The organism is Isoptericola croceus (genome assembly GCF_029382255.1).
GTDB lineage: Bacteria > Actinomycetota > Actinomycetes > Actinomycetales > Cellulomonadaceae > Isoptericola > Isoptericola croceus.
Genome location: NZ_JARLLG010000014.1, coordinates 58,992 through 84,756 on the forward strand (window position 1 = coordinate 58,992; position 25,765 = coordinate 84,756).

27 protein-coding genes are annotated in these 25,765 nt (G+C 71.7%); 15 read left to right on the forward strand and 12 right to left on the reverse strand.

Annotated features, from left to right (window positions below; translation table 11 throughout):
- Positions 1-66: 66 nt before the first annotated feature.
- A complete protein-coding gene (locus tag PZC42_RS20045; RefSeq protein ID WP_277213735.1) occupies positions 67-762 on the forward strand; it encodes a DUF4287 domain-containing protein in 696 nt (231 codons plus the stop codon).
- Between the two features lie 19 nt (positions 763-781).
- Here PZC42_RS20045 and PZC42_RS20050 read toward each other — a convergent pair whose 3' ends face one another.
- On the reverse strand, positions 782-1,615 hold the full coding sequence (locus PZC42_RS20050) for an SGNH/GDSL hydrolase family protein (RefSeq protein WP_277213736.1): 834 nt from the start codon (positions 1,613-1,615) through the stop codon (positions 782-784).
- Between the two features lie 91 nt (positions 1,616-1,706).
- On the opposite strand from PZC42_RS20050, the gene PZC42_RS20055 reads away from it, so the two are divergent.
- A complete protein-coding gene (locus PZC42_RS20055; RefSeq protein ID WP_277213738.1) occupies positions 1,707-2,807 on the forward strand; it encodes a carboxylate-amine ligase in 1,101 nt (366 codons plus the stop codon).
- Between the two features lie 7 nt (positions 2,808-2,814).
- Here PZC42_RS20055 and dxs read toward each other — a convergent pair whose 3' ends face one another.
- On the reverse strand, positions 2,815-4,701 hold the full coding sequence (dxs, locus tag PZC42_RS20060; protein WP_277213739.1) for a 1-deoxy-D-xylulose-5-phosphate synthase: 1,887 nt from the start codon (positions 4,699-4,701) through the stop codon (positions 2,815-2,817).
- A gap of 82 nt (positions 4,702-4,783) precedes the next feature.
- On the opposite strand from dxs, the gene guaB1 reads away from it, so the two are divergent.
- The 3 genes from guaB1 to PZC42_RS20075 are packed head-to-tail and all read left to right on the forward strand — an operon-like array spanning position 4,784 to position 7,847.
- Positions 4,784-6,241 (forward strand): GMP reductase, encoded by a 1,458-nt coding sequence (gene guaB1, locus PZC42_RS20065; protein ID WP_277213741.1) that lies wholly within the window; start codon positions 4,784-4,786, stop codon positions 6,239-6,241.
- Between the two features lie 21 nt (positions 6,242-6,262).
- Positions 6,263-6,952, forward strand: coding sequence for an NUDIX hydrolase (locus tag PZC42_RS20070; protein WP_277213783.1), 690 nt, complete (start codon positions 6,263-6,265; stop codon positions 6,950-6,952).
- Positions 6,953-6,962: 10 nt separating this feature from the next.
- Positions 6,963-7,847 (forward strand): aminoglycoside phosphotransferase family protein, encoded by an 885-nt coding sequence (locus tag PZC42_RS20075; protein ID WP_277213743.1) that lies wholly within the window; start codon positions 6,963-6,965, stop codon positions 7,845-7,847.
- A gap of 42 nt (positions 7,848-7,889) precedes the next feature.
- Here the strand turns inward: PZC42_RS20075 and PZC42_RS20080 are convergent, their stop codons facing one another.
- The gene (locus tag PZC42_RS20080) at positions 7,890-8,537 is read right to left on the reverse strand and encodes a TetR/AcrR family transcriptional regulator (protein ID WP_306575866.1); all 648 of its coding nucleotides are present in this window, start codon (positions 8,535-8,537) and stop codon (positions 7,890-7,892) included.
- Positions 8,538-8,612: 75 nt separating this feature from the next.
- Here PZC42_RS20080 and PZC42_RS20085 point away from each other — a divergent pair, with 75 nt between their 5' ends.
- The 6 genes from PZC42_RS20085 to PZC42_RS20110 all read left to right on the forward strand — a co-directional run bounded on the left by PZC42_RS20085 (position 8,613) and on the right by PZC42_RS20110 (position 12,203).
- On the forward strand, positions 8,613-9,497 hold the full coding sequence (locus PZC42_RS20085; protein ID WP_277213745.1) for an alpha/beta fold hydrolase: 885 nt from the start codon (positions 8,613-8,615) through the stop codon (positions 9,495-9,497).
- Positions 9,478-9,672 (forward strand): hypothetical protein, encoded by a 195-nt coding sequence (locus tag PZC42_RS20090; RefSeq protein ID WP_277213747.1) that lies wholly within the window; start codon positions 9,478-9,480, stop codon positions 9,670-9,672. The genes PZC42_RS20085 and PZC42_RS20090 overlap by 20 nt, the downstream gene beginning before the upstream one ends.
- A 292-nt stretch (positions 9,673-9,964) precedes the next feature.
- Positions 9,965-10,093 (forward strand): hypothetical protein, encoded by a 129-nt coding sequence (locus tag PZC42_RS20095; RefSeq protein ID WP_277213748.1) that lies wholly within the window; start codon positions 9,965-9,967, stop codon positions 10,091-10,093.
- A gap of 82 nt (positions 10,094-10,175) precedes the next feature.
- On the forward strand, positions 10,176-10,640 hold the full coding sequence (locus PZC42_RS20100) for a prevent-host-death protein (RefSeq protein WP_277213750.1): 465 nt from the start codon (positions 10,176-10,178) through the stop codon (positions 10,638-10,640).
- A gap of 2 nt (positions 10,641-10,642) precedes the next feature.
- Complete coding sequence (locus PZC42_RS20105) at positions 10,643-10,993, forward strand: hypothetical protein (RefSeq protein ID WP_277213752.1); 351 nt, start codon at positions 10,643-10,645, stop codon at positions 10,991-10,993.
- Positions 10,994-11,327: 334 nt separating this feature from the next.
- Positions 11,328-12,203 carry a hypothetical protein gene (locus PZC42_RS20110; RefSeq protein WP_277213754.1) on the forward strand — a complete coding sequence of 292 codons (876 nt, stop codon included), beginning with the start codon at positions 11,328-11,330 and terminating at the stop codon, positions 12,201-12,203.
- 1,021 nt (positions 12,204-13,224) lie between these two features.
- Here PZC42_RS20110 and acnA read toward each other — a convergent pair.
- Positions 13,225-15,990, reverse strand: coding sequence for an aconitate hydratase AcnA (gene acnA, locus PZC42_RS20115; RefSeq protein ID WP_277213756.1), 2,766 nt, complete (start codon positions 15,988-15,990; stop codon positions 13,225-13,227).
- A 229-nt stretch (positions 15,991-16,219) separates the two neighbouring features.
- Between acnA and PZC42_RS20120 the strand changes: the two genes are divergently transcribed.
- Complete coding sequence (locus tag PZC42_RS20120) at positions 16,220-16,882, forward strand: DUF5701 family protein (protein WP_277213758.1); 663 nt, start codon at positions 16,220-16,222, stop codon at positions 16,880-16,882.
- Positions 16,883-16,892: 10 nt separating this feature from the next.
- Here PZC42_RS20120 and PZC42_RS20125 read toward each other — a convergent pair whose 3' ends face one another.
- From PZC42_RS20125 to PZC42_RS20135, 3 genes are read right to left on the reverse strand one after another with little or no spacing between them, the layout of a single operon-like run.
- Positions 16,893-17,306 carry a hypothetical protein gene (locus tag PZC42_RS20125; protein ID WP_277213760.1) on the reverse strand — a complete coding sequence of 138 codons (414 nt, stop codon included), beginning with the start codon at positions 17,304-17,306 and terminating at the stop codon, positions 16,893-16,895.
- 25 nt (positions 17,307-17,331) lie between these two features.
- Positions 17,332-18,636 carry a class I SAM-dependent RNA methyltransferase gene (locus PZC42_RS20130; protein ID WP_277213761.1) on the reverse strand — a complete coding sequence of 435 codons (1,305 nt, stop codon included), beginning with the start codon at positions 18,634-18,636 and terminating at the stop codon, positions 17,332-17,334.
- 18 nt (positions 18,637-18,654) lie between these two features.
- Positions 18,655-20,652: an APC family permease gene (locus tag PZC42_RS20135; protein WP_277213763.1), complete on the reverse strand. Its 1,998-nt coding sequence runs from the start codon at positions 20,650-20,652 to the stop codon at positions 18,655-18,657.
- A gap of 93 nt (positions 20,653-20,745) precedes the next feature.
- Between PZC42_RS20135 and PZC42_RS20140 the strand changes: the two genes are divergently transcribed.
- Positions 20,746-21,405 (forward strand): potassium channel family protein, encoded by a 660-nt coding sequence (locus PZC42_RS20140; protein WP_277213786.1) that lies wholly within the window; start codon positions 20,746-20,748, stop codon positions 21,403-21,405.
- Positions 21,405-22,079 (forward strand): potassium channel family protein, encoded by a 675-nt coding sequence (locus PZC42_RS20145; RefSeq protein ID WP_277213765.1) that lies wholly within the window; start codon positions 21,405-21,407, stop codon positions 22,077-22,079. The genes PZC42_RS20140 and PZC42_RS20145 overlap by 1 nt, the downstream gene beginning before the upstream one ends.
- Positions 22,080-22,083: 4 nt before the next feature.
- Here PZC42_RS20145 and PZC42_RS20150 read toward each other — a convergent pair whose 3' ends face one another.
- From PZC42_RS20150 to dut, 4 genes are all read right to left on the reverse strand, one after another.
- Positions 22,084-22,842 (reverse strand): DUF3159 domain-containing protein, encoded by a 759-nt coding sequence (locus PZC42_RS20150; protein ID WP_277213767.1) that lies wholly within the window; start codon positions 22,840-22,842, stop codon positions 22,084-22,086.
- Positions 22,843-22,862: 20 nt separating this feature from the next.
- A complete protein-coding gene (locus tag PZC42_RS20155; RefSeq protein WP_277213769.1) occupies positions 22,863-23,231 on the reverse strand; it encodes an OB-fold nucleic acid binding domain-containing protein in 369 nt (122 codons plus the stop codon).
- 7 nt (positions 23,232-23,238) lie between these two features.
- Positions 23,239-23,982, reverse strand: coding sequence for a DUF3710 domain-containing protein (locus PZC42_RS20160; protein ID WP_438802977.1), 744 nt, complete (start codon positions 23,980-23,982; stop codon positions 23,239-23,241).
- 92 nt (positions 23,983-24,074) lie between these two features.
- Positions 24,075-24,560, reverse strand: a complete 486-nt coding sequence (gene dut / locus PZC42_RS20165) for a dUTP diphosphatase (protein ID WP_277213771.1) — start codon at positions 24,558-24,560, stop codon at positions 24,075-24,077.
- Positions 24,561-24,603: 43 nt separating this feature from the next.
- Here dut and PZC42_RS20170 point away from each other — a divergent pair, with 43 nt between their 5' ends.
- Positions 24,604-25,101, forward strand: coding sequence for a DUF3093 domain-containing protein (locus PZC42_RS20170; RefSeq protein ID WP_277213773.1), 498 nt, complete (start codon positions 24,604-24,606; stop codon positions 25,099-25,101).
- Between the two features lie 79 nt (positions 25,102-25,180).
- On the opposite strand, the gene PZC42_RS20175 is transcribed toward PZC42_RS20170, so the two are convergent.
- Entirely contained in the window at positions 25,181-25,480 is a 300-nt protein-coding gene (locus tag PZC42_RS20175) for a DUF4193 domain-containing protein (RefSeq protein ID WP_277213775.1), read from the reverse strand.
- Positions 25,481-25,765: the final 285 nt, after the last annotated feature.

Genomic DNA, 25,765 nt, shown 5'->3' on the forward strand with positions numbered 1-25,765 from the left:
TCCGTGTTCCGGCGCGGCACCGTGGGCGCGAGCCGCAGGTGACGCGCCTCGAGCACAGGAGTCCTCATGACCTCCCACGAGTCGTTCAAGCGCCGCGTCCGCGAGCGCATGTCCCGTACCGGCGAGCGCTACGCCGCCGCACGGCGCGCCCTGCTCCCGGCGCCACCGCCGTCGGACGCCGCGCCCGGCTGGGTCAGCCGGCCGGAGGCGTCCGACGCGACGATCAAGAAGAACACCGGCCACGGCTGGGACGAGTGGGTCTCGATCATCGACGACGGTCCGGGGCGCTCCGCCGGGCACACCGAGATCGCCGCCTGGGTGGCCGAGCACCACGACGTGTCCGGCTGGTGGGCGCAGTCCGTCACGGTCGGCTACGAGCGGATCACGGGGATCCGCCTGCCCGGTCAGATGCCAGACGGCACCTTCACCGTCAGCCGCTCCAGGACGCTGGACGTGGACCCGGAGACGGTGCGTGCCCTGCTGCTGGACGACGGCGACCGCGCCGCCCTCGTGCCAGGGCTCACCCTGACGCTCCGTTCCCGGCCGGGCGTCAAGCAGCCCCGCTTCTCCGTCGCCGAGGTCGGCGCGCAGGACCCGGCCGAGCACGGCGTGCTCATGGTGTCCACCGACCCGGTGGGACAACGCACCCGGATGACGCTCACGCACGAACGGCTGGCGTCACCCGCGGCGGCGGAGCACTGGCGGGGCTACTGGGGCGAATGGCTCGCGGCACTGGCCGCGTCCGAGGTGGCGGCCGGCTGAGGCGGGGAGCCGCCCGGTCCTACGGCCGCTCCGGGACGGGGCCGGGCGGCGCCTCGTCGACCTCGTCGAGCGCGCGGAGCACCGACGGCACGAGCGCCTGCGCGGTGCGCCGGTAGCCGAGCGCGCTCGGGTGGAAGCGATCCAGGCTGAACGCTTCCTCCGGGTGGTCGACGAAGAACGTCCCGACGACCTCGGCCAGCGAGACGGGGTGCGCGCCCGCCGCCCGTGCCGCCACGGCCTGGGCGGCGGCGAGCTGCCGCGAGGCCCGGGCGCCCAGCGCACGCAACGGCTGCGGCACCGGCCGCAGGGCGCCCAGGTCGGGGCACGTGCCCACGACGGCGACGCTGCCGAGGCCGTGCAGCCGGTCGAGCGCCTCGACGAGATGCCGGACCGAGACGGCGGTGGGAACCCGGTGGGTGACATCGTTGCCGCCGACCACCACGACCGTGACGTCCGGCCGGTAGCCGTCGGGCAGCGTGTCGAGCTGCGCGGCGAGCGCGGCGGTCTCCGACCCGACCACGGCCGCCACCCGCAGCCGCACGGGACGGTGCAGCGCGGTCGCCACCCCCCGGGCGATCCTGGCGCCGAGCGTGTCCTTGCGCCGGTCGGCGCCCAGGCCGGCGGCGACCGAGTCACCGACGACCAGCAGGTCGAGCGGCTCGCCGCCGTACTTCTTGCGCCAGACGCGATCGGCGGCCAGGGGCTCCTCGCCGAGCGCCTTGCCGATCCGGCGACGTGCGAGCGCAGCCTGCCGACGCAGGAGCTCGACGGTGACGGCCGACGCCACGGCAGCGGCGAGAGCCGCGGCGAGGACGGCCACGGCTGTCCGTGATCGGGTCATGGTCCTGTTCAAGCAGACCCTCCTGAACGGCCGGTGGCCGGACCGTGACGTGTCGACGTCGGTCCGCCGCGCGTCGGGGGCCGCGACGCACCATCATGCTCCCATGACGAAGCCACGCACGATGGGTGTCGAGGAGGAGTTCCTCCTGGTGGGTCGGGACGGGTCACCGGTGGCGAAGGCACAGGCGGCGCTCGAGGCGTCGGGCTACGACGACCACGACGGCGGCACCGGCGCCCTGGAGCCTGAGTTCATGGAGGAGCAGCTCGAGACCGCCACCCACCCCCGCACGTCCCTCACGGATCTCGCCGCGGAGATCCGGGCCGGACGCGCCCGCGCCCAGGGCGCCGCGGACCACGTGGACGCCCAGGTCGTCGCGCTGGCCACGTCTCCCGCGACGTTCACCGGCACCACCGTCTCGCGGGTGCGGTACCAGGAGGCACGGCGCGTCTTCGGCATGACGGCTCGCGAACAGCTCACCTGCGGATGTCACGTGCACGTCGCGGTCCACGACGACGCGGAGGGCGTCGCCGTGATCGACCGGATCGGCCCGTGGCTCGCCACGGTGCTGGCGCTGAGCGCCAACTCACCGTTCTGGCAGGGCGAGGACACCGACTACGCGAGCTACCGCTCGCAGGTCTGGACACGATGGCCGACCGCGGGTCCGACCCGCCGGTTCCGCACGCCCGAGGCCTACCACGCGGCGGTCGAGGCGCTCGTGGCGACCGACACGATCCTCGACCAGAACATGGTGTTCTTCGACGCCCGCCTCTCCCCGAGGTACCCGACCGTCGAGGTCCGCGTGATGGACGTCTGTCTCGACCCGGACACCACCACACTGGTCGCCGCCCTGGTCCGGGGCCTCGTCGAGACCGCCGCCCGCGAGGCGGCCGACAACGGGAGGGCGGAGGACACCGACCCCGAGCTGCTGCGGACGGCGGCCTGGCGAGCGGGACGCTCCGGCCTCGCGGGAGACCTCGTCTCGCCGCTCACCTGGCGGCCGGCGCCCGCGCACGACGTCGTCGGGCAGCTCGTGACGCACGTGCGGGACGCGCTCGTGGACTCCGGCGACCTGGAGGTCGTGACCGACCTGCTCGGCCGGTTGTGGTCGACCGGCGGCGGTGCCGCCCAGCAGCGGGCCTGGTTCGCCGAGTCCGGCGACCTCCGCCGGGTCGTGGAACGCGCGGTCGAGGTCACCCACTCCTGAGGACGCGTCAGTCGCGCGCCAGCGCCGCCAGCGCGTCGCGCACCGAGTCCTCCGCCCGCAGCCGCTGCGCCGTGACGATCTGGTCCCGGCTGGCGTGGTCGAGGAACTCGACCGGCAGGCCGCGGTGCACGAACGGGGTGCGCACGCCCTGCTCTGCCGCGCGCTGGGCGAGCATCGCCCCGACGCCGCCGTCGACCACGCCGTCCTCGATCGTGACCACCAGGTCGTGCTCGCCGGTCATCTTGACGAGGCGCTCGGGCACGGGCAGGACCCACGTCGGGGACACGACGTCGACCTCGAGGCCGTGCACCGCCAGCGACTCCCCGGCGGCCAGCGCCGAGGCGACCATCGAGCCGACACCGACGACCAGCACCTTGCTCCGCGCCGGGGCGGCGGCCGGCGTGTGCCGGGCCACCACGTCGACGCCCTCGAGCTCCTCGACCGCCTCGATCGGGTCGCCGAGCGCACCCTTCGGGTACCGCACGACGGTCGGGGCGTCGTCGACGTCGACAGCGGTGCGCAGCGCCGAGCGGAGCGTCGCCTCGTCGCGCGGCGCGGCCAGCCGCAGCCCCGGCACGATGCGCAGCATCGCCATGTCCCACATGCCGTTGTGGCTCGCGCCGTCCTCGCCGGTGATGCCCGCGCGGTCGAGGACGAACGTCACGCCGGCGGAGTGCAGGGCGACGTCCATGAGGACCTGGTCGAACGCACGGTTGAGGAACGTCGCGTAGACGGCGACCACGGGGTGCAGCCCGGCGAACGCCATGCCGGCCGCGGAGGTGACGGCGTGCTGCTCGGCGATGCCGACGTCGAACGTCCGCCCGGGGAACTCGTCCGCGAAGGGCGCCAGACCCACGGGGTGGAGCATCGCGGCGGTGAGGCAGACGACGTCGGGGCGGCGCCGGCCGATCTCGACGATCTCGTCGGCGAAGACCTGGGTCCAGCCGAAGCGCGACGGCGCGACCGGCAGGCCGGTCTCCGGGTGGATCTTGCCGACGGCGTGGAACCGGTCGGCGACGTCCTCCTCGGCCGGGGTGTAGCCACGCCCCTTCTCGGTGATGACGTGCACGATCACCGGGCCGCCGAAGGCCTTGGCACGGCGCAGCGCGGCCTCCGTCGCCGCGGTGTCGTGACCGTCGACGGGACCGATGTACTTCAGGCCGAGGTCCTCGAACATGCCCTGGGGGGCGACGACGTCCTTGAGGCCCTTCTTCAGGCCGTGCAGCCACTCGTAGGCGAACCGTCCCGGCGCTCCCGTGCGGTGCAGGGTGCGCTTGCCCCAGCCGAGGAACGCCTCGTAGCCGCGGGTGACCCGCAGCGTGTCCAGGTGGTTGGCCACGCCCCCGATGGTCGGCGAGTAGGAGCGACCGTTGTCGTTCACGACGATGACGAGCCGGCGGTCGGCGTCGGCGGCGATGTTGTTGATCGCCTCCCACGCCATGCCGCCCGTGAGCGCTCCGTCACCGATGACGGCCACGACGTGGCGGTCGTCCCGGCGGGTGACCGTGTTGGCCTTCGCGATCCCGTCGGCCCAGGACAGCGCGGTCGAGGCGTGCGAGTTCTCCACGACATCGTGGTCGGACTCGGCGCGGCTCGGGTAGCCGGACAGCCCGTCGCGCTTGCGCAGCGCGGAGAAGTCCTGGCGACCGGTCAGGAGCTTGTGCACGTAGGACTGGTGGCCCGTGTCGAAGACGAACGTATCCCTCGGCGAGGCGAAGGCGCGGTGCATCGCGATCGTGAGCTCGACCACCCCGAGGTTCGGGCCCAGGTGACCGCCCGTGCGTGAGACGTTCTCGACGAGGAAGTCGCGGATCTCGGCCGCGAGCTGCCGGGTCTGTGCCGGGGTCAGGCGCCGCACGTCCGCGGGTGACTCGATCGTGCTCAGCAGCCCCATGCGTTCCTCCCACTGGTCATCGGACAACTCTAAGCGCTGTTCGTGACGGCACTGTGCAGGTGCTGGGCGGTAGATTCGCAGGGTGCGCTTCCTCGACGGCCACCGGCCCACCACCGACCTGACCTACGGCGACGTCTTCATGGTCCCGTCTCGATCCGACGTGACCAGCCGCTTCGACGTCGACCTGTCCACCGACGACGGGACGGGGACGACGATCCCGGTCGTGGTCGCCAACATGACGGCCGTGTCCGGCCGCCGGATGTCCGAGACGGTCGCACGGCGCGGCGGGATCGCGATCCTGCCCCAGGACGTGCCGGTCGACGTGGTGGCGGACGTCGTCGCGGACACCAAGTCCAAGGACCCGGTGATCGAGACCCCCGTGACGGTGGCGCCCACCGACACCGTCGCGACCGTGCTGACGCTGCTCGGCAAGAGGTCCCACGGCGCGGCCGTGGTGGTCGACGACGGCCGTCCGGTCGGCGTCGTCACCGAGGCGGACTGCCACGCCGTGGACCGCTTCGCGCGCGTCGGCACGCTGGTCTCGGACGACCTGGTCACGCTCGACGCCGCACAGGTCGAGGCCGACGGCCTTGCGGCGACGTTCGAGCGCCTGCACGCCGAGAAGGTCCGCCTCGCCCCCGTGGTGCGCGACGGCGTCCTCGTCGGCGTGCTGACCCGCAAGGGTGCTGTGCGCTCCACGGTCTACTCCCCCGCCCTGGACGCGGCGGGCCGGCTCCGGGTCGGCGCCGCGGTCGGGATCAACGGCGACGTGGCCGCCAAGACGCGTGAGGTGCTCGCCGCCGGCGTCGACGTGCTCGTGGTCGACACCGCGCACGGCCACCAGGACAAGATGCTCGCGGCTCTCCACGAGGTCGCGGCGGTGCGCTCGGACCATCCGCACGTCCCGGTCGTGGCCGGCAACGTCGTCACGGCGGACGGCGTCCGCGACCTGGTCTCCGCGGGTGCCGACATCCTCAAGGTGGGCGTGGGCCCGGGCGCGATGTGCACCACCCGCATGCAGACCGCCGTCGGCCGCCCGCAGTTCTCCGCGGTTCTCGAGTGCGCCGCCGCGGCGCGCGAGCTCGGCAAGCACGTGTGGGCCGACGGCGGTGTGCGGCACCCGCGCGACGTCGCGCTGGCGCTGGCCGCCGGGGCTTCGCAGGTGATGATCGGGTCCTGGTTCGCCGGGACGTACGAGTCGCCGGGCGACCTGCACGAGGACGGCTCCGGCCGGCAGTACAAGGACTCGTTCGGCATGGCCTCTGCCCGCGCCGTGGCCGCCCGGACCGCCGGGGCCGGCACGGCGTTCGACCGGGCGCGCAAGGCGCTGTACGAGGAGGGCATCTCGACCGGCAAGATGTACCTGGACCCGGAGCGCCCTGGTGTGGAGGACCTGCTCGACGAGATCACGTCAGGGCTGCGCTCGAGCTGCACCTATGCCGGTGCCCGGACGCTGACGGAGTTCGCCGAGCGAGCGGTGGTGGGCGTGCAGTCGGCCGCGGGCTACGCCGAGGGCATGCCCCTGGCGACGTCCTGGTGATGTCGTGGTGACGTCGTGGTGATGTCCTTCCGCGCCCGCGACCAGCTCGCCGCGCTGGCCGACGGTGGCAGCTTCGCCGACCCGTGGCGGCACGCCCTCGGCGAGACCGACCTGTCAGCGGCCCGACCGGCTGCGGTACTGGTCCTCTTCGGCGTGCTGGATGCGCTCGCCGCGGACCACGACGCCCAGGCCCGGGCCGTCTCTCGCGACCTCGATGTGCTGCTGCTGGCCCGCGCGGCCACCCTCCGCTCGCACGCCGGGCAGGTGGCCTTCCCCGGCGGGCGCGTCGAGCCGGACGAGGGTGTCGTCGAGGCGGCACTCCGGGAAGCCACGGAGGAGACGGGCGTGGACACCGCCGGCGTCGAGGTGCTCGGCACGCTCGAGGCGCTGCCCATGCCGGTCAGCAACCACGTGGTCACCCCGGTGCTCGCGTGGTGGGCGCGCCAGTCCCCCGTCGGCGTCGTCGACCCGGCCGAGTCCGCGCACGTCTTCCGCGCCCCGGTGGCCGACCTCCTCGACCCTGCCCGCCGCGTCACCACCGTGGTACGCCGTGGCGGGCAGGTCTGGCGCGGCCCGGGGTTCCAGCTGGTCGACGGCGGTACGGAGCACCTCGTCTGGGGGTTCACCGCGGGCATCCTGGACGCCCTGTTCGACCAGCTCGGCTGGACCGAGGCCTGGGACCGCACGAAGGAGCTGGAGATCGCGCCGTGAGCAGGGACCGATGAAGGCAGACCTGGACGTCACCGTCGACCTCGTCCGGGGGCTGCTGGCCGAGCAGCACCCCGACCTGGCCGGGCTCCCGCTCCGTGTGGAGGCCAACGGCTGGGACAACGTCATGATCAGGCTCGGCGACGACCTGGCCGTCCGCGTCCCGCGCCGCGAGGTCGCGGCGCACCTCGTGGAGCACGAGCAGCGGTGGCTGCCGGTGCTGGCGCCGCGGCTGCCGGTGACCGTGCCCGTCGCGCTCCGGGTCGGGCGACCCAGCGTGGGCCTGGGCTACCCGTGGTCGTGGTCCGTGGTGCCGTGGACCGACGGGCGTCGCGGCTCTGACGTCGCGCCCGAGCGACGGCGCCGCGTCGCCGGGCCGCTCGCCGCCTTTCACCATGCCCTGCACTCCCCGGCGCCGTCGGACGCCCCGGTCAACCCGGTGCGCGGCGTGGCTCTTCCCACCCGGGACGAGGCCCTGCGCGGCCGCGTCGAGCGCGGCGTCGTGCCGGACGGCGACGAGGTGCTCGCCCTGTGGTCACAACTGGTCGAGGCACCGGGCTGGGAGGGGCTTCCCTTGTGGATCCACGGTGACCCTCATCCCGGCAACCTCGTGCTGGCCGACGACGGGACGTTGCGTGCCGTCGTCGACTTCGGTGACATGACGGCCGGTGATCCGGCGACGGACCTGGCGGCCGCGTGGCTCGTCCTCGACGCCGAGGGTCGAGCGGTCTACCGTGACGCGCTCGGCGACCGGTACCCCGCCGACGACCCGGTGTGGCTCCGTGCCCGCGGCTGGGCCCTGACGATGTCCACGTCGATGCTCGAGTCCGGCCCGGAGAGCGCCTGGGTGCACAGGATGGGTACCGAGTCGCTGGCCCGGGTGCTGGGCGACACCTGACCCTTCACCCGGCCTGGCGGAGCGGCCGGCCTGCCGGGTCGCTCAGGCGAGCTCGGCGGGGTCTGCACCGCGGGCGACGAGCACGGCCCGGACCGCTGCGCTCGCCCGCCCGTAGACCGCGTCGTCGTCGAGCAGCAGGGACCGGTCGTTCGCCCCGCCGAGCAGGGCGGTGATCTCGAAGACGAGCTGCTCGGCGTCGACGTCCGCCGCGAGCTCGCCCGCGGCGGCCGCGAGCTCGACATGGTGGCGCAGGTACCCCTCCCACTCCTGGTGCGCCGCGACGACCGCGTCGCGCACCGGCCCGTCCTGGCCGTCGAGCTCGATCTCGGCCGTCCGGAAGAAGCAGCCACCGGCGAACACGCGGGACCTCGAGTAGTCGACCCATGACCCGACAAGGGCCCACAGGCGTCGCAGCCCGGGCGGCGCGGCCCGGGCCGGTGCGAGGACGGCATCGACGAACAGCGTCCGGGCGTGCTCCACGACGGCCAGCTGCAGCCTTTCCTTGGAGCCGAACAGCCCGGCAATGCCGCTCTTGTTCACCGGCGCCACGCCGGCCAGCGAACCGAAGGTCAACCCCCCGAGCCCGTCGAGGGAGGCGGCCTGCACCGCCTGGTCGAGCACTGCCCGGCGCGTGCGGTCGCCGCGCGCGCGTCGACCGTCGGTCGAGGCGCTCTCCACCATCTGACGCATGACGACGATTGTACGACCGTTCGTTCAGTATTACTGTGCGAACGATCGTACAGTTATCGAGCTCAGGAGGATCCCGTGCCATTCGTCCCTGCCCCGGTCCGCACCGGCTTCCAGCTGCTCGGCACGGTCGCCCCGCCACTGGCGGTGGAGCTCGGCCTGCGCATCATGCGCCACGTCGGGCAACCGGCACGCGTGCGCCCCGCGGACCAGCAGGTGCACGACGCCGCCCGCCGCGGGACGATCCGCGTCGCCGGCGAGCACATCGCCACCTACGCCTGGGGCGACCCTGCGGCTCCTCCGGTCCTCCTCGTCCACGGCTGGCAGCTGCGAGCGTCACGGTTCGGTCGACTCGTCGAGGCGTTCCGAGAGGCGGGCCTGCAGCCCGTGGCGTTCGACGGCGTCGCACACGGCGAGTCCTCCGGCCGCTACACCCAGGCGGTGCAGCACGCCGCCGTCCTCCGCGCCCTCCAGGAGCAGGTCGGCCGTGCCGCGGGTGTCGTCGGCCACTCCCTCGGAGGACTGGCCGCCGGGCTCGCACTGCGAGACGGCCTGGCCGCCGACCGGTTCGTGGCCATCGCGGCCCCGACCGGGTTCGAGTCGGTCGTCGGCTCCTTCGTGCGGCAGTCCGGCATCCCGCCACGGTGGCACGACCGGCTCGCAGACCGGGCGGCACAGGTCATGTTCCCCGATGTCGCCGACCCGCGCACCGAGCTCGACCTGACCCGGCGCCCCGTCCCGGCCGGAGTCCCCACCCTGTTCGTCCAGAGCACCGACGACACCATGAACGACCCGGAGAACGCTCGCCGCCTGCACGCGGCACACCCCGGCAGCGAGCTCCTGCTGCCACCCGGGCTGGGCCACAACCGCGTGCTGGACGACCCCGCGGTCGTGCGGGCCGTCGTCGAGCACGTCCTGGCGGCGGACCGCGCACCCTCCGGCCATGCCGCATCTCAGGCCTGACCGCGCCGTCGCGACGCGCTTCGGCCAATGGTCGGCGCCGGGCCGGTTCACGCCGACGGGCGGGAAGAGCATCGTCAGCACGCGCTGGACCATCGGCGTCTCGGCGATCACGTCGCCACCCCACAGCGGCTACTCGGTGCGTTGCACGGCGTCGCGCAGCGACCGAGGCGTCTGAGCCTCACGGTAGATGGTGATCAGCCGCACCGCGGTGGCCGCTGGCGTGCGGTGATGCGCGCGGTTCGTGTGCAGCAAGAGCCGGGCCAGCGGGTGGTGTGCCGGATCCCTCGTGTGCTGGAACGGCTGCAGTCCTGGAGCCGTCGGATGAACTCTGTGTCGGCCCGCAGAGACGCCAGCGCGTTCTTGACCTTCTTCTTCGCCCGCACGGCGAAGACGTCGAAGGCCTCTGCGGCCGGGACGTCGACGAGTTTGGCCGGCTTCTCTTCGAGGGGCGCGAACGGGGAGCGTCAATGAGGGCCATCGCCCGAGTCCTGGGCGTGCCCGTCGGCACCGTCCACAAGGTGCTCTCCGAGCAAATGACCGATGTGGTGGCCGTCCGCGCCCGCGAGATCGCCCAGCCCTCGGCGACGCAGGCCTGATAGCGAGGACCACCTCAGTCGGCTCGGCAGGCAGGAGAGCCACTCGATAGACTTCCGAACACGTTCCGAATATGATGGTTTCATGGCCATCGCAGACCTCCCCGCACGGACCCGGCGCTCCTCAGACCTGAGCAAGCACTCGGCCGAGGTCTTTGCCGAGGCCGAGGACCACCCCGTCACCGTGACCCGGCGCGACGGCGAGGCGCTGGTGCTGATGTCGCAGCGCGAGGCCGACGGTCGTGCTCACCTGCTGAACTTCGCCGCGCAGCTCATCACCGTGACGCTGGACGACAACGGCACGCTCGCCGAGCGCATGGCGAAGGCCTTCCCGTGGATGCTGGCGCTCCCCCCTGCTGATCGAGAGACCTGCGCGCAGGATCTCGTCGACGCTGCGCGCGCGTCGTTCTCGACCGATCAGCCGCACCTGGCGATCGCTGAGCTGACGTCCTGGAAGGAGACGGCCACCGCGATGGCAGCTGGGCTGGGCAACGTCGACCTCGAGTGGCTCGACGACGACGAGGCGGCCGAGCCCGTCGAGCGTCCCTGATCGTGGCGGCCGGCAAGAAGGGCGCGCTGGTCCCCCGACCCCCGAAGAAGGCGGAGTATGAGATCCGCTTCGGGACCACAGAGGCGCAGAAGGGCTGGCGGGACCTCGTTGCGACCATGCGGAACTCAATGGCGCAGACCTGGGACTTCCTGACGCGCACGCCTCTGGCCACGACCCCGACGAACTACCCCCTCAAGGGTGAACTCGGCACGATCGAGCGCGGCGGGAAGCGTCGTGAGCGCTGGCAGCACAAGCCGACGGTGAAGGGCACTGCGCGCATCTGGTTCTACGTTGACGACCGCACGGTTTTCCTCGAGCAGGTGCATACGAGCCATCCGAACGAGACGAAGTAGTAGCCCCGGACGAGGTGCTGGACGGAATCGGCCCGGCGCCTCGATGACGACACCCCGTAGGTGTCGGTGATCGTGGAGGCGACGACATGACCGGCAACAGCTAGTCGTATACCGAGGGCAGCATCGACTTGACCGCGGGCCACAGATCGTGCCGGGCAGGTTCGCGTTCTGGTCGATCTGTGGAAGGAACGGCCGTTCTACCGGGATCCCGTACTGCGTTGCCGCAGGTCAGGCTCTACGGCGTGTCGACGGGCGACCCGCCCGCTACTGGGAAAGACTCACTGTCGCGTCAACGAAAGGAACCATGCTCGCATCACCGCCCACGGACTTGTCCGTGCACGACGACCGTTTTGTACTCTCGGGGAGCTCATCGATGTGGGTCGACCTCGCTTGGGAGGGGATGGATCCAGACCATCCGTTGACGCTTCCCGACGGTCGAGACATCTCCGATGTCATCGCCTCCGGGAACGTCCGACAGATCATCGACCAGGTTTGGCTCAAGATAGTCAACTACGGCAAGCCGACCGACATGCTGTGGAGCACTGGGATGGCAATCACCGTGGTCTCGCGGCGAATGGCCGACGCGCTCATCGAGGCGGGGGCCGAGGACGTCGACGTCTTCCCGGTGACCGTGCGGCGTCAGCGGTCACCTGACCTGGAAGACTATGTCCTCCTGGTCTGCAACGGTCACGGCGCGGATCGGCGAGTCCGGGAGTTCCCCCTAGGGAGACGGTCCACATCGTCGCTCGACGTCCATGCGGATGTGCTAGCCAAGGTGCGCCAGCGCGGCTGTGCTGGCTTCGAGGTCGAGGATGCTCGGCAACTGGCTGAGGACATCGCCGCCGAACAGAGCGCGATCCCGGAGGACCCGGTGTGCCGGGACCCACAGCTATGGTCGTCCACTCACGAGTCGGGTGCCACCAGGCTTCGGTTGACCATCGATGAAACCGTTGAGGACTCATTGTTCGCCGTACCTGTCGACGCGCTATCCTCGGCAATCACGATTGAGAATCTCACTGAGAATCCGGACGGCTCCCTGTCATCGCACGACGCGACACCGATCACGTTCTTCCCACCGTTTGCGAAGGACGCCTCCGGGATGGTCGTCAACTCCTTCTTGGTTCAGGACGACGAGCAGCTCCTCCTGAACGTCGACCACTTCCCCGGAAGCGCTGAGTACCCGTTGACCGTCGACATAGCTATACGCTGACCTCTCTCCACAGCGGGGACTTGCCTACACTCGCCTCCCGAGCAGCGGCAGCACCCACCAGTCACGTTCGACCACGCGACATGCCAGCACCACTCGGTGAGCCCGTTGGCCGCGTTGTGGAACCCAGGTCTGAAGAGTCTCCGATGACCAACTAGGTCGCGGCGAGAGCGGGCGCTTCCTGCCGTCAGGAAGCGCCCGCTCTGCTGTATCGCGTGATGGTCATGCAATGCTGCCGAGCTGACCGTGCACGCGCTCAATGCTCTCCCAGATCCGCAGTCCACCCCGGATCACCAGCACAGACTCACCGACAGCGCCGAAACGGATCCTCGACTCGCTGTGAGCACCGCCACGGCGGTGATCGAGTCGAACGCCATGCGTGCTCACCGCAGGCGGGCGAGCTACGCCCGTGCGGCGAAGGTACTTGCCCTGGTCGACGCTACCCAGGAATCGCTCGGCCCTCGTGGCCAAGTCCGTCAGCGACGAGGACCGGGCGCTTCGCCAGGCCCTGCAGTCACTGGTCATCCTCACCCAGAGCGCGACCCAGCTCAGGAACAGCGTCGGCATCGACCACGGAGCCGAGGAGGCGCCGGCGCGTCCGCGACACGCCCGTCTGGTCGTCGGGGGGCCTAGGTCTGGTGCCGGCTCATACTGAAGACGCTGGCCGATCCGGAGGCACCCTGGCGTCGTTCGATGTCCTGATCGCGGCCGGTGTCGATCGCCGTCAACCAGGGTTCGCCCGCTGCCATGCGTGAGCCCCTACGAGTCTGGTCGCCGGCCATGGCCGCGCGTGGTACCGATGTCGCGTGACAGCAAACGTAGATGGCTGGCGCTCTCACGGGCACGCTTCGTCATGCTTGCCCCAGTCACAGGCATGCAAGCCGCAGTAGTGGTGACACCTGTAGACGCGACCGTCAGATCTCACATGCTCCGGCAGCACACGATGGACCACGGAACGGCACGACACGTGCGCGCCCCGCCAGGCCGAAGCCTGACGGGGCGCTTGTGCGAGCCGATCAGCTCATCAGCCGACGAGCGAGCGCAGCACGTACTGCAGGATGCCGCCGTTGCGGTAGTAGTCCGCCTCACCCGGGGTGTCGATGCGCACCACGGCGTCGAACTCGACGCTCGTGCCGTCGTCCTTCGTGGCCTTCACCGAGACGGTCTGCGGCGTCGTGCCGTCGTTGAGCGCCGTGACACCGGTGATGTCGAAGGTCTCGGTACCGTCCAGGCCGAGCGAACCCGCCGACTCGCCGGCCGGGAACTGCAGCGGCAGCACGCCCATACCGATCAGGTTCGAGCGGTGGATGCGCTCGAACGACTCGGTGATGACCGCCTTGACGCCCAGGAGCGCGGTGCCCTTGGCCGCCCAGTCACGCGACGAGCCGGAGCCGTACTCCTTGCCGCCCAGCACGACGAGCGGGGTGCCCTGCGCGGCATAGTCCTGCGCCGCGTCGTAGATGGTGTCCTGGGCGCCCTTGACGAAGTTGTACGTGAAGCCGCCCTCGACACCGTCGAGGAGCTGGTTCTTCAGGCGGATGTTCGCGAAGGTGCCGCGGATCATGACCTCGTGGTTCCCGCGGCGCGAGCCGTAGGAGTTGAAGTCACGGCGACCCACGCCGTGCTCGGCCAGGTACGTGCCCGCCGGGCTGTCCGGCTTGATGGCGCCGGCCGGCGAGATGTGGTCGGTGGTGACCGAGTCGCCGAGCTTGGCGAGCACTCGCGCACCGGCAATGTCCTCGACCGGCGACGGCTCCGCGCCCATGCCCTCGAAGTACGGGGGCTTGCGCACGTACGTGGACTCGGTGTCCCAGGAGAACGTGTCGCCCTCCGGGGTGTCGAGCGCGCGCCAGCGGTCGTCGCCGGCGAACACGTCCGCGTAGTCCTTCGTGAACATGTCGCGGCTGATCGACGTCGCGATGGTCCGCTCGACCTCGTCCGCGGTGGGCCAGATGTCGCGCAGGAAGATCGGCTTGCCGTCCGCGTCGCGGCCCAGCGGGTCGGCGTCGAAGTCGAACTCCATGGTGCCGGCCAGGGCGTACGCGATGACCAGCGGCGGCGAGGCCAGGTAGTTCATCTTGACGTCCGGGTTGATCCGGCCCTCGAAGTTGCGGTTGCCGGAGAGCACGGAGACGACGGCGAGGTCGTGCTCGGCGACCGCCTCGGAGACCTTCTCGTCCAGCGGACCGGAGTTGCCGATGCACGTGGCGCAGCCGTAGCCGACCAGGTGGAAGCCGAGCTTCTCCAGGTACGGCCACATGCCGGCCTTCTCGTAGTAGTTGGTCACCACCTGCGAGCCCGGGGCCATGGACGTCTTGACCCACGGCTTGGCCTCGAGGCCCGCCTCGACGGCCTTCTTCGCCAGCAGCGCGGCGGCGAGCATGACCGACGGGTTCGACGTGTTGGTGCAGCTCGTGATCGAGGCGATCGCGACCGCACCGTGGAAGAGCTCGAACTCCTTGCCCTCGGAGTCGGTGACGGGCACGGTGCGGCGCACCTGGGCGTGGGTGGAGGGCGAGTCGGAGGCCGGGAAGGACTCCTTCTCGGCCTCGTCCACGGCGTCGATGACGTCCGCGGCGTAGTTCGGCAGGTCGCGGGCGAACGCCGCCTTGGCGTGCGAGAGCTCGATGCGGTCCTGCGGACGCTTCGGACCGGCGATCGACGGCACGACGGTGGACAGGTCGAGCTCCATGTACTCCGAGAACGTCGGCTCGACGTAGTCGGGCGACGTCGGGTCGAGCCAGAGGCCCTGCTCCTTGGCGTAGGCCTCGACGAGCGCGAGCTGCTCCTCGGACCGGCCGGTCAGGCGCAGGTAGTCGACCGTCACGCCGTCGATGGGGAAGATCGCGGCCGTGGAACCGAACTCCGGCGACATGTTGCCGATGGTGGCGCGGTTCGCCAGCGGGACCTGGCCGACCCCGGAGCCGTAGAACTCGACGAACTTGCCGACCACGCCGTGCTGGCGCAGCATCTGCGTGATCGTCAGCACGACGTCGGTCGCGGTGACGCCCGCCGGGATCTCGCCGGTGAGCTTGAAGCCGACGACGCGCGGGATGAGCATCGAGACGGGCTGGCCGAGCATGGCCGCCTCGGCCTCGATCCCGCCGACGCCCCAGCCGAGCACACCGAGGCCGTTGACCATCGTGGTGTGCGAGTCGGTGCCGACGCAGGTGTCCGGGTAGGCGCGCAGGACCTTCTGCCCGTCGACCTCCACGTCACGGGTCATCACCGTGCGCGCCAGGTACTCGATGTTGACCTGGTGGACGATGCCGGTGCCCGGGGGGACCACCTTGAAGTCGTCGAACGCCGTCTGGCCCCAGCGCAGGAACTGGTAGCGCTCGTGGTTGCGCTGGTACTCGAACTCGACGTTGCGCTCGAACGCGTCGGCGCGGCCGGCGACGTCGATCTGCACGGAGTGGTCGATGACCATCTCGGCCGGTGCGAGCGGGTTGATCCGCGTCGGGTCCCCGCCGAGCTCGGCGACGGCCTCACGCATGGTGGCCAGGTCCACGACGCACGGGACGCCGGTGAAGTCCTGCATGATCACGCGCGCCGGCGTGAACTGGATCTCCGTGCTCGGCTGCGCGTCCGGGTCCCACCCGGCGAGCGCACGCACGTGATCGGCGGTGGTGTTCACGCCGTCCTCGGTCCGCAAGAGGTTCTCGGCGAGGATCTTCAGTGCGTACGGGAGGCGCTCGAGCCCCTCGACGGCCGACAGCCGGAAGATCTCGTACGAGCTCCCTGCGACGTCGAGGGTTCCCTTCGATCCGAATGTGTCCACGCTGCTCACTGCGGCTCCTTCTGGGGCTGTCCGGCGCGGTCACCGATCATGCACGTGGCAGCGGTTCCGACGCCGAGGTTTCCGGGGGCTCCACCCAGCGTACGCAGAGGTCGCCGGGCTGGCCCCAGCATAACCCATATATCTTGACGTCAAGATACTTAGGAGTGCCTCACCGGGGGAACACCCTGGGGACGCCGGGCGTTGGACCCGAGCCAGATTCCCCACGGAAGGACTCCGGATGCCCCTTGCGCTCCCTTCGCTCCCCGATCAGGCCGAACGCCTCGTCGAGCTCGGCCCGCTGCCCGACGGCGGAGGCCACCTCGGCGCCGCTGCCCTGCGTTCGGCCGCCGCGGACCTCGCCGCACGCACGCCCGCCGGGGCGCTCCTGGTGATCCACCCGCGCCACCTGCCGCCGTCGGCCGTCGCCCCGCACCTGCGCCGCAGCGTGCGCACCCGCGACGGCGTCGTCGAGCGAGAAGGGTTCGTCGTCGTCGACATGCCGGACGTCGACGAGTTCGCCCCGACGGTGAGCGAGCCGGGCGCCGACGTGTACGCCGTCGTCGGCCTCGATCGCGGCGACGACCTGGCCAACTGGTCGCCCGCCGAGGGCGCGCCGGAGATCGCCGGACGCGGACGCACCCCGCTCACCCTCACCGAAGGCCTGCAGTGGGTGCTGCAGGCGCCCGAGGCGCTGGAACGCAACCGCTGCTTCATGACCATCGGGTCCCGGCTGCGCAAGCCGGACGGCTCGTTCGACACCCGCACGCCGGCGGTATGGATCTCCAACGGGACCGGGCGGGACGGTTCGCAGCGGCGGGGCGCTGCGAAGGTGGGCTGGTGCTGGTGGGGTAACCGCCACACCTGGCTCGGGCTCGGCTCGGCGGCGTCGCGGATCGCCTGACGGCCGGGCCTCAGCCGTCCAGGACGAGGTCGACCTCCAGCCGCTCGAGGTCGACCCCGTCCGGCACGGCCACGACGCTCGTGGACCAGCCCAGGTCAGCGGTGCAGTCCCCCGCCGCGGTGCGCAGGACGACGGTCACGCGGTCCCCTGACGCGGAGACCTCGTCCGGTACCCACGGGCAGGACGAGCTCCCCGCGGCATAGACAGCGAGCCGGCCGGACTCGGGGGCGAGCAGCCAACTGGGCTCAGGATCGATCAGGTCGGCCTCCACACCGTCCGGCAGACCCGGGTAGGTGTGCAGCGCCACCGACCCTGATCCGGGCGAGCGCACCAGCAGTGCGACCAGCACCGCCGCGGCGACCACGACGCCGATGATCATCAGCCGCAGCGGCAGCCAGCGCCGCACCGGCTCTCGTTCGCCCATGGGTCCGACCGTATCGACGGGCCGGTCAGCGGTCCAGGACCGCGACCGCCTCCAGGTGGTGGGTCTGCGGGAACAGGTCGAACGCCCGCAGCCCCGTCAGGGCGTACCCCCGCTCGCCGAGCAGCCCGACGTCACGGGCGAGCGCCGCCGGGTCGCACGCCACGTAGACGATCCGGCCCGGGGCGCGATCGGCGATCGCCTCGACGACGGCCCGCCCGGCACCGGCGCGCGGAGGATCCAGCACCACCGTGTCCACGGGACCCACCGGCTCCCCGGCGGCGTCCCCGTCGGTGCCCTTCCCGGCGAGCACCCGGTCGACCGCACCCAGCCGCAGGTCGACGTGGTCCAGGCCGTGCACGTTGCGCCGGGCGTCCTTGACCGCCTGCTCGTCACCCTCGACCGCGACCACCCGCCCGCTCGACGTCACCGCGGCCGCGAGCGGGAGCGTGAACAGCCCGGCGCCCGAGTAGAGGTCCAGGACCGTCCCCCCGGCGACGTCACCGACGGCGTCCAGCACCGCCCCGGCCAGCACGGCCGGCGCCGCCCGGTGCACCTGCCAGAAGCCGTCCGCGGCGACGCGGTACCGGTACTCGGCTCCCCCGGCCGGCACCGTCTCGGTCACCGCTCGGCGCGCGTTCGGGCGGAAGTCCGGCCGTCCGCGACGCCAGGGGGTCCCGTCGACGAGCATCAGGGTGTCGGCGCCTCCCGACGGCGCGACGAGGTCGATCCGCTGACCCGGCCGCCACCGTCGGGTGAAGACGCCCTCGGTCGCCGCGAGCGCCGCCACCTCGGGCGTCCCCAGGGGCATCGCGTCGAGCGGGACGATGTCGTGCGAACGGAAGCGACGCATCCCGGCCCGGCCCTCGCCGTCGGTCACGAGCTCCACACGGCTGCGGTAGCCGAGACCGCCGCGCTCGTCGTCCCCGGGTGCTGCCTCGACCGTGACCTCGGGGGTCAGGCCGGCGAGCCGCTGCATCTGCTCGGCGAGGACGGTCTCTTTCCACCGGCGCTGCGCCGGCAGCGCGACGTGGGACAGCTCTCCCCCGCCGACGCCACCCGGGCCGGCGGCCGGCCAGGCCGCCTCGACGCGGTCGGGCGACGCCTCCAGGACCTCGATCGCGTCGGCGCGCCAGAACTTCTTGCCGCCCTCGGTCACCCTGGCCCGGACGGTCTCGCCGGGCAGGGTGTGGCGCACGAAGACCACGCGGCCCTCGTGCCGGGCGACGCAGTGGCCGCCGTGCGCGACGGGGCCGACGTCGAGCTGAAGCTCGAGGCCGACGTTCGGGTCGATGGGGCGAGAGCGGGGGGACGAGCGGCGGGGTCGGGTCACCGCCCCATTGTCACCCGCTCAGAGCGGACGAGGTTCCCCGACGTCCTCACCGTCGAGCCCGGTGAAGCCCGCCGAGGACGACAGCTGCCAGGGCACCGAGGCGACGACGACCCCCGGGGTGAACAGCAGCCGGCCCTTGAGGCGCAGGGCAGACTGGTTGTGCAGCAGGTGCTCCCACCAGCGCCCGACGACGTACTCGGGGATGTAGACGACCACGAGATCGCGGGGTGACTCGCTGCGCAGCGAGCGCACGTAGTGCAGGACCGGCCGGGTGATCTCCCGGTACGGGGAGTCCAGCACCCGCAGCGCCACCGGGAGGTCGAGCGCCTCCCACTGCCGGCGCAGGTCGTTGATCTCGTCCTCGTCGACGCCGACGGTCACGGCCTCCAGCACCGACGGCCGCGAGGCCCGTGCGTACGCCAGCGCGCGCATCGTCGGCTTGTGCACCCGCGAGACGAGCACGACGGCGTGCACACGGCTGGGCAGGGCCCGGGCACCGGCGACGTCGTCGAGGGCGAGCTCCGACCGCACCCGCGTGTAGTGGCGGCGGATTCCCCGCATCAGCAGGAAGAGGACCCCCATCGCCCCGACCGTGATCCAGGCACCGTGGGTGAACTTGGTCACCAGGACGATCACCAGCACGGCGGACGTCAGGACGAACCCGGTCCCGTTGAGCACCCGCGACCACTTCATGCGCCCGCGGACCTTGGGGTTCGGCTCCTTGCGCAGCTCGCGCGTCCAGTGCCGCAGCATCCCGAGCTGCGAGAGTGTGAACGACACGAAGACGCCCACGATGTACAGCTGGATGAGAGCGGTGACCTCCGCGTCGAAGGCCAGGACCAGCACACCCGCCGCCACGGCCAGCGTGACGATGCCGTTGGAGAACGCCATCCGGTCACCGCGGGTGTGGAGCTGGCGCGGCAGGTAACCGTCCTTGGCCAGCAGCGAACCGAGCACGGGGAACCCGTGGAAGGCGGTGTTCGCCGCGAGCAGCAGCACCAGCGCGGTGACGCCGATGATCACGGCAGCGACGAGCGAGAGCCCGCCGAACACGGTCTCCGCGAGCTGGGCGAGCACGGGGTGCTGCTCGTACTCGTCACCGACCGGCACGCCGTCGCGGGTGAGCTGCGAGGGCGGGTCCTCGACGAACTTCACCCCGGTCGCCTGCGCCAGGAACAGGATCGTCATGAGCATGGCGGCAGAGATCGCACCGAGGAGCGCGAGCGTGGTGGCGGCGTTGCGACGCTTGGGCCGCTGGAACGCCGGCACGTCGCTCGTGATCGCCTCGACCCCGGTGAGCGCGACGGCGCCCGAGGCGAAGGCGCGCGCCACGAGGAACGCCCCGGCGATCCCGAGCAGGCCCTGCTCGAACCCCGCGGCAGGCACGAGCTCCAGGTCCGCGCTGGGCGCCTGCGGCATCTCGCCCGACCAGAACTGCACGGCGCCGACGACGGCGAGGACACCGAGCGCGGCCATGAAGCAGTAGATCACCACCACGAACACCCAGGCCGACTCCCGGACCCCTCGCAGGTTGACGACGGTCAGCGCGGTGACGAGGGCGACGGCGACGAGCGGCTCCTGCCCTCGAGCGGCCGGCACCAGCACGGCCAGGTACTGCGACGCCGCGGACAGCGACACGGCGACGGTGAGCACGTAGTCGAGCATCAGGGCCGAGGCCACGCCGATCCCCGCCGTCTGCCCGAGATTGGTCGTGGCAACCTCGTAGTCGCCGCCGCCCGACGGGTAGGCCCGCACGATCTGGCGGTAGGAGGCGACCACCACGAGGAGCACGACGACGACGACGAGACCCACCCAGGGCGACAGCGCGGTGGCCGCGAGGCCCGCGATCGCCAGCATCAGGAGGATCTCGTCAGGGGCGTACGCCATGGACGACAGCGCGTCCGAGGCGAAGACCGGCAGGGCGACCCGTTTGGGCAGCAGGGAGCGCTTTGAGCTCTCGCTGCGCAGGGGCCGCCCTACGAGCAACCGCTTGGCGGCGTCTGCGATGTCCGACACGGTGGCTCATGCTATGCCCGTCCGCGCGCGCAGGCGCAGTTCGGCGCGCGGCCGGTGGTGGGTATAGCGTTCCGTGATGTGCACTTCGTGATCATGGGATGCGGCCGCGTGGGCTCCTCGCTCGCACAGGCGATCGAGTCGCGCGGCCACTCGGTGGCCGTCATCGACCAGAACCCCGATGCCTTCCGTCGGCTCGGCTCCGAGTTCTCCGGACACAAGGTGACCGGTGTCGGCTTCGACCGTGAGACCTTGGCCCAGGCAGGAATCGAGGACACCTACGGGTTTGCCGCGGTGTCCGACGGCGACAACTCGAACGTGCTCGCCGCGCGGGTCGCCCGCGAGACCTACGGCGTGGAGCACGTGGTCGCCCGGATCTATGACCCGCACCGTGCCGAGATCTATCAGCGCCTAGGCATCCCGACGGTCGCCACGGTGCGCTGGACGGCCGACCAGGTGATGCGGCGCATGCTCCCGCTCGGCGCCACCGACGAGTACCGCGACCCGTCGGGCGCCGTCCGGCTCGCGCAGGTCGACTACCACCCGGGCTGGCTCGGGCTGTCCGTGCGGCGCATCGAGGCGACCACCGGCGCCCGCGTGGCCTTCATCACCCGGTACGCCGAGGGGCGGATCGTCGACCCCGCCACCCTGCTGCAGGAGAACGACGAGCTGCACGTGCTCATGCACTCCGACGACGCCCCCCGCGTCGAGCGGCTGATCACCCACGCCCCCGGGCCCGAGGAGGATCTGGACTGATGCGGGTCGTCATCGCCGGAGCAGGCTCGGTCGGCCGCTCCATCGCCGCCGAGCTCCTCGCCAACGACCACGAGGTCGTCCTCATCGACAGGAATCCGTCGGCCATGCGGGTCGCGCAGGTGCCCGAGGCTGACTGGCTGCTCGCCGACGCCTGCGAGACGTCGTCGCTGTCCGGTGCCGACGTGTCCTCCGCGGACGTGGTCGTCGGCGCGACCGGGGACGACAAGGTCAACCTCGTCTTCTCCCTGCTGAGCAAGACGGAGTTCGCGGTGCCGCGCACGGTCGCGCGGGTCAACAACCCGCGCAACGAGTGGATGTTCGACGAGTCCTGGGGGGTCGACGTCGCCGTCTCCACCCCGCGCATCATGACCGCGATGGTCGAGGAGGCCGTGTCGGTGGGCGACCTGGTGCGGATCTTCACGTTCCACCAGTCGGGTGCCGACATCTACGAGGTCACGCTGCCCGAGGAGTCACCGCTCGTGGGCCTGCGGGTCAGCGACGTCGTCTGGCCCACCGACACGGTGCTGGCCTGCGTCGTGCGCGGGACGCAGCCGTTCAGCCCGACGGCCGACGACGCGCTCGAGGCCGGCGACGAGCTGATGTTCGTCACCGGTACGGACGCCGACCCCGCGACGCTGCAGCAGCTCGTCGTGGACGGGCCAGAGCTCGGCTGAACCGTCAGCCGGCGGCGCCCCGCCGGTCGTGGGCGCCGCGCACCACGACCCAGGTGAGCCACAGGACCAGGCCCCACAGCGGGACGCCGAGGGCCAGGTGCATCGTGCCGAGCCACCCGACGTCGCCGGTCAGGTAGAGCGGTACCTTGACGGCCAGCCGGATCCCGAAGAGCCCTACCCAGAACCAGCTCGCGATCGTGTACCGGCGCACCAGGTCGGCGTCGGTGCGCCAGGCCGCCAGTGCGGCGAACGGGCTCTGCTCGGGCTCCTCGTCCGCCGGCTCGGCCGTGTCGCCAGGGGCGTCCCTGTCACCGCGTCGCGCGGCAGGGTCGGAGAAGCCCGACCGGATCGCCTCGACGAACAAGCCCACCAGCGGCCACCGCACGAGGATCGACACCACGAAGGCCAGCAGGTAGGCCGCGTTGGTCCACAGGCCCCAGGCGTAGAAGTCCTGCGCCTCGCCCGAACGCCACGCCCAGAACACGCCGACGGCGATCCCGAGCACACCGCCGAGCGCCTGGGTGACCGGGGTGCGCTGCACGAGCCTCGCCACGACCGCCACCAGTGCCGCTGCCGCCGCGGTGACCAGCGACGCCGTCAGGTCCTCGGTGATCACGAACACCACCACGAAGACGAGCCCGGGCAGCACCGCCTCGACCACGCCACGTACCCCGCCGACCGCCTCGGCGAAGGAGAAGGAGTCGGCCGTCAAGGACCGCATGCCGCGTCGCGCCGGGACCTGCTCCGGTGTGTGCTCGTCCACGTGCTCCTCGTCCGTCGGGTTCATTCGCCGGCCCGCGCGCGCAACTCGTAGCGCGGGTTGTACATCGTGCGACGGCCCTCGCGGACCGTCACCATGCCCTCGACACGCAGCCTGCGGCCGGGCCTGATGCCGGCGATCTCGCGCCGGCCGAGCCACACCAGGTGCAGGGTGCCCGAGCCGTCGTACAGCTCGGCCTCCACGGTAGGGACCCGCTCCCGCGGGCGCAGGACGACCGAGCGCAGGACGCCGGACGCCGAGCCGCGCTCACGCGGGTGCAGCTCGTCGAGAGGGCGGCACCCGGTGACGAGTGCCGCTGCGGTGCGTTCCTCGTCGGCGGCGATGTCCTCGGTCGAGGCGAGCGCCGAACGGACCCTGCTGCGCAGCGACATGGTGGCCTCAGCGGATCTCGGTGATCTCCGGCCCGCGGGTCAGCGGGTCGAAGGACGGCGCTTCCGGCGTGGCGTTCGGCGGGCCTGCCTCGGCTCCGTCCTTGCGCGACTGCTCGGGCAGCGTCAGCGTGAGCAGGTCTCGTGGCGGACGAGGGTTGCTGTCACGCACCACGACGATGTTCGCGAAGACGGACTCCAGCGGCTTGGCCGCCTCGGCGTCGACCGCCGCACGCCCGGAGAGCACGCCGCGCAGAAACCATCGGGGGCCGTCGTGGCCGATGAACCGCGCCGGCCGCACGGCCGCCTTGCCCTCGGCGGTCTTCGCCGGGATGCGGGCCATCAGCTCACGGCCGAAGGTGCCGGGGACGTCGTCGACCGTGCCGCCCTGCTTCGTCAGGGACGCGCCGATCTCCTCGCGCACCTCGTCCCAGATGCCCCCGCTCTTGGGCGCGGCGAACGCCTGGACCTGCAGCACCGAGCCCTGCAGCGAGGCAGCCACACCGGTCACCTTCTGCGACTTCTTGTCGACCTCCATGCGCAGCTGCAGGCCGGGCAGGACGGGCAGCCAGATAGCTCCGAGGTCGACGCGCGGGCCCATGGCCGTGACCTGCGTGGAGTCGAACGGCCCGCGACCGGGCGCCTCCGCCGTCGGCTCCTCGGCCTCGCGGGCCCCGTCCGGCACGCCCGAGACCTCGTCCGTGGTCACGGACTCCGTCGCCTTCGTCGACGCCTTGCGCCGGAACAGACCCACCAGGGATCTCCTTGTCTCGTCGATTCCGACGGCGCACCGCCGTCATGTACTCCAGGTTAGACCGCCGGGGACAGCGGCCGGGAACGCGCAGGTCAGGCCTGCGACACCCCACCGCTCGACCCGAATCCGCCGGAGCCGCGATGCGAGCCGGGCAACCGCTCGGCCACCATGAACCGGGCGTGCTCCACCCGCTGGATCACGAGCTGAGCGACGCGGTCCCCCCGGCGCAGCCGGACGGTCTCGTGCGGGTCCGTGTTCGCCAGCACGACCTTGATCTCGCCGCGATAACCCGCGTCGACGGTGCCGGGAGCATTGACGACCGTGACGCCGTGCTTGGCGGCCAGCCCTGAACGCGGGTGGACGAAGGCGGCGAACCCCTCGGGCAGCGCGATGGCGACGCCGGTCGGCACCACCCGGCGCTGCAGCGGACCGAGCTCGACGTCCTCGGTGGTGACCAGGTCGGCACCGGCATCGCCCGGGTGGGCGTACGTCGGCGCCGGGACCCCGTCGTCCAGGAGCGTGACGAGCACGTCGACCGTGCTCGGGTCGGTCACCGTCGGGCTCGCGTTCTCAGGCACCCGGGCAGCCTAGCGGACACCCGGGGCCTGCGATGATGTGCCCATGAACGACGCGTCCACCCGGCCATCCGACGTCACGGGCCCCCTCCCGCAACCAGAGTTCCGTGAGCGGCTCCTGCCCGGTCCGGGAGCATGGATCGCCGGCGTCGGGCTCGGGGTCATCGTGGCCGTGGTGATCCTGCCGCTGGCCCCGCTCGTCGCGCCGGGAGCGGGGGTCGTCGTCGCGGCCGGCGCCATCGCGACGCTCGTCGCCACCGCGCCGGTGGTGGAGGTCTCCGGCGGCGAGCTGCGCGCCGGCAGCGCGCACGTCCCTGTCGCACTCCTCGGCTCCGTGACCCCGGTGTTCAGCGCGGAGGAGATGCGGGTGCAGCTCGGCCCGGAGCTCGATGCCCGCGCCTACGCGTGCCTGCGGAGCTGGGCCCGCACCGGCCTGAAGGTCGAGCTGAACGATCCGCTGGACCCCACGCCGTACTGGCTCGTCTCCACCCGGCGGCCCGACGATCTGGCCGCAGCTCTGGCCGAGGCCGCCGGCCCGGCCTGAGCCGGGGACGACAAAGGCCGTCACGTCGAGGACATGACGGCCTGGTTGTCGGGAACCCCGCCCCACGGTCGGTCGACCGTCAGGCGGCGCACTCCGTGCAGATCATCCGGCCCTTCTTCTCATAGGCCAGCTGGCTGCGGTGGTGCACGAGGAAGCAGTTCGAGCACGTGAACTCGTCCGCCTGGCGAGGCAGGACGCGCACGGCGAGCTCCTCACCGGACAGGTCGGCGCCCGGAAGCTCGAACCCTTCCGCAGCCTCCGTCTCGTCCTCGTCGACGACACCCGACGACTTGTCGGAACGACGGGCCTGGAGCTCCTGGATGGAGTCCTGCTCGTTGTCCTCTTCGTTCTTGCGGGGTGCGTCGTAGTCGGTGGCCATCTGTGGTGTCACACTCCGTGGGGGTCGGTGGTGGTACGCGCTGATAATGCTTGACGGACGGGTTTTGTTCCCGTTCGGCCCCCGGATTCTGCACCATCCGCAGCAGACACGCGACACGACGGCGTGTCGCGCCGGTCACATCGGGCCTGACCAGCGCAAACAGCGGTGGTTCCGCCGGGCGACCACCGGTCCGCCCCTGCCCTCGCAAGCTCGCTCCGGGTCAGCCCTCGGGTCCGATGGTCGGTCCGCCCCTGCCCTCGCAAGCTCGCTCCGGGTCAGCCCTCG

What these genes read in the sequence shown, in the direction of transcription:
- PZC42_RS20045 (WP_277213735.1), top strand. Translation starts at nt 67, where the DNA reads ATGACCTCCCACGAGTCGTTCAAGCGCCGCGTCCGCGAGCGCATGTCC.
- PZC42_RS20055 (WP_277213738.1), top strand. Translation starts at nt 1,707, where the DNA reads ATGACGAAGCCACGCACGATGGGTGTCGAGGAGGAGTTCCTCCTGGTG.
- dxs (WP_277213739.1), bottom strand. Translation starts at nt 4,701, where the DNA reads ATGGGGCTGCTGAGCACGATCGAGTCACCCGCGGACGTGCGGCGCCTG.
- PZC42_RS20070 (WP_277213783.1), top strand. Translation starts at nt 6,263, where the DNA reads ATGTCCTTCCGCGCCCGCGACCAGCTCGCCGCGCTGGCCGACGGTGGC.
- PZC42_RS20075 (WP_277213743.1), top strand. Translation starts at nt 6,963, where the DNA reads ATGAAGGCAGACCTGGACGTCACCGTCGACCTCGTCCGGGGGCTGCTG.
- PZC42_RS20080 (WP_306575866.1), bottom strand. Translation starts at nt 8,537, where the DNA reads ATGCGTCAGATGGTGGAGAGCGCCTCGACCGACGGTCGACGCGCGCGC.
- PZC42_RS20090 (WP_277213747.1), top strand. Translation starts at nt 9,478, where the DNA reads ATGCCGCATCTCAGGCCTGACCGCGCCGTCGCGACGCGCTTCGGCCAA.
- PZC42_RS20095 (WP_277213748.1), top strand. Translation starts at nt 9,965, where the DNA reads ATGAGGGCCATCGCCCGAGTCCTGGGCGTGCCCGTCGGCACCGTCCAC.
- PZC42_RS20100 (WP_277213750.1), top strand. Translation starts at nt 10,176, where the DNA reads ATGGCCATCGCAGACCTCCCCGCACGGACCCGGCGCTCCTCAGACCTG.
- PZC42_RS20120 (WP_277213758.1), top strand. Translation starts at nt 16,220, where the DNA reads ATGCCCCTTGCGCTCCCTTCGCTCCCCGATCAGGCCGAACGCCTCGTC.
- PZC42_RS20125 (WP_277213760.1), bottom strand. Translation starts at nt 17,306, where the DNA reads ATGGGCGAACGAGAGCCGGTGCGGCGCTGGCTGCCGCTGCGGCTGATG.
- PZC42_RS20140 (WP_277213786.1), top strand. Translation starts at nt 20,746, where the DNA reads ATGGGATGCGGCCGCGTGGGCTCCTCGCTCGCACAGGCGATCGAGTCG.
- PZC42_RS20145 (WP_277213765.1), top strand. Translation starts at nt 21,405, where the DNA reads ATGCGGGTCGTCATCGCCGGAGCAGGCTCGGTCGGCCGCTCCATCGCC.
- PZC42_RS20155 (WP_277213769.1), bottom strand. Translation starts at nt 23,231, where the DNA reads ATGTCGCTGCGCAGCAGGGTCCGTTCGGCGCTCGCCTCGACCGAGGAC.
- PZC42_RS20170 (WP_277213773.1), top strand. Translation starts at nt 24,604, where the DNA reads ATGAACGACGCGTCCACCCGGCCATCCGACGTCACGGGCCCCCTCCCG.
- PZC42_RS20175 (WP_277213775.1), bottom strand. Translation starts at nt 25,480, where the DNA reads ATGGCCACCGACTACGACGCACCCCGCAAGAACGAAGAGGACAACGAG.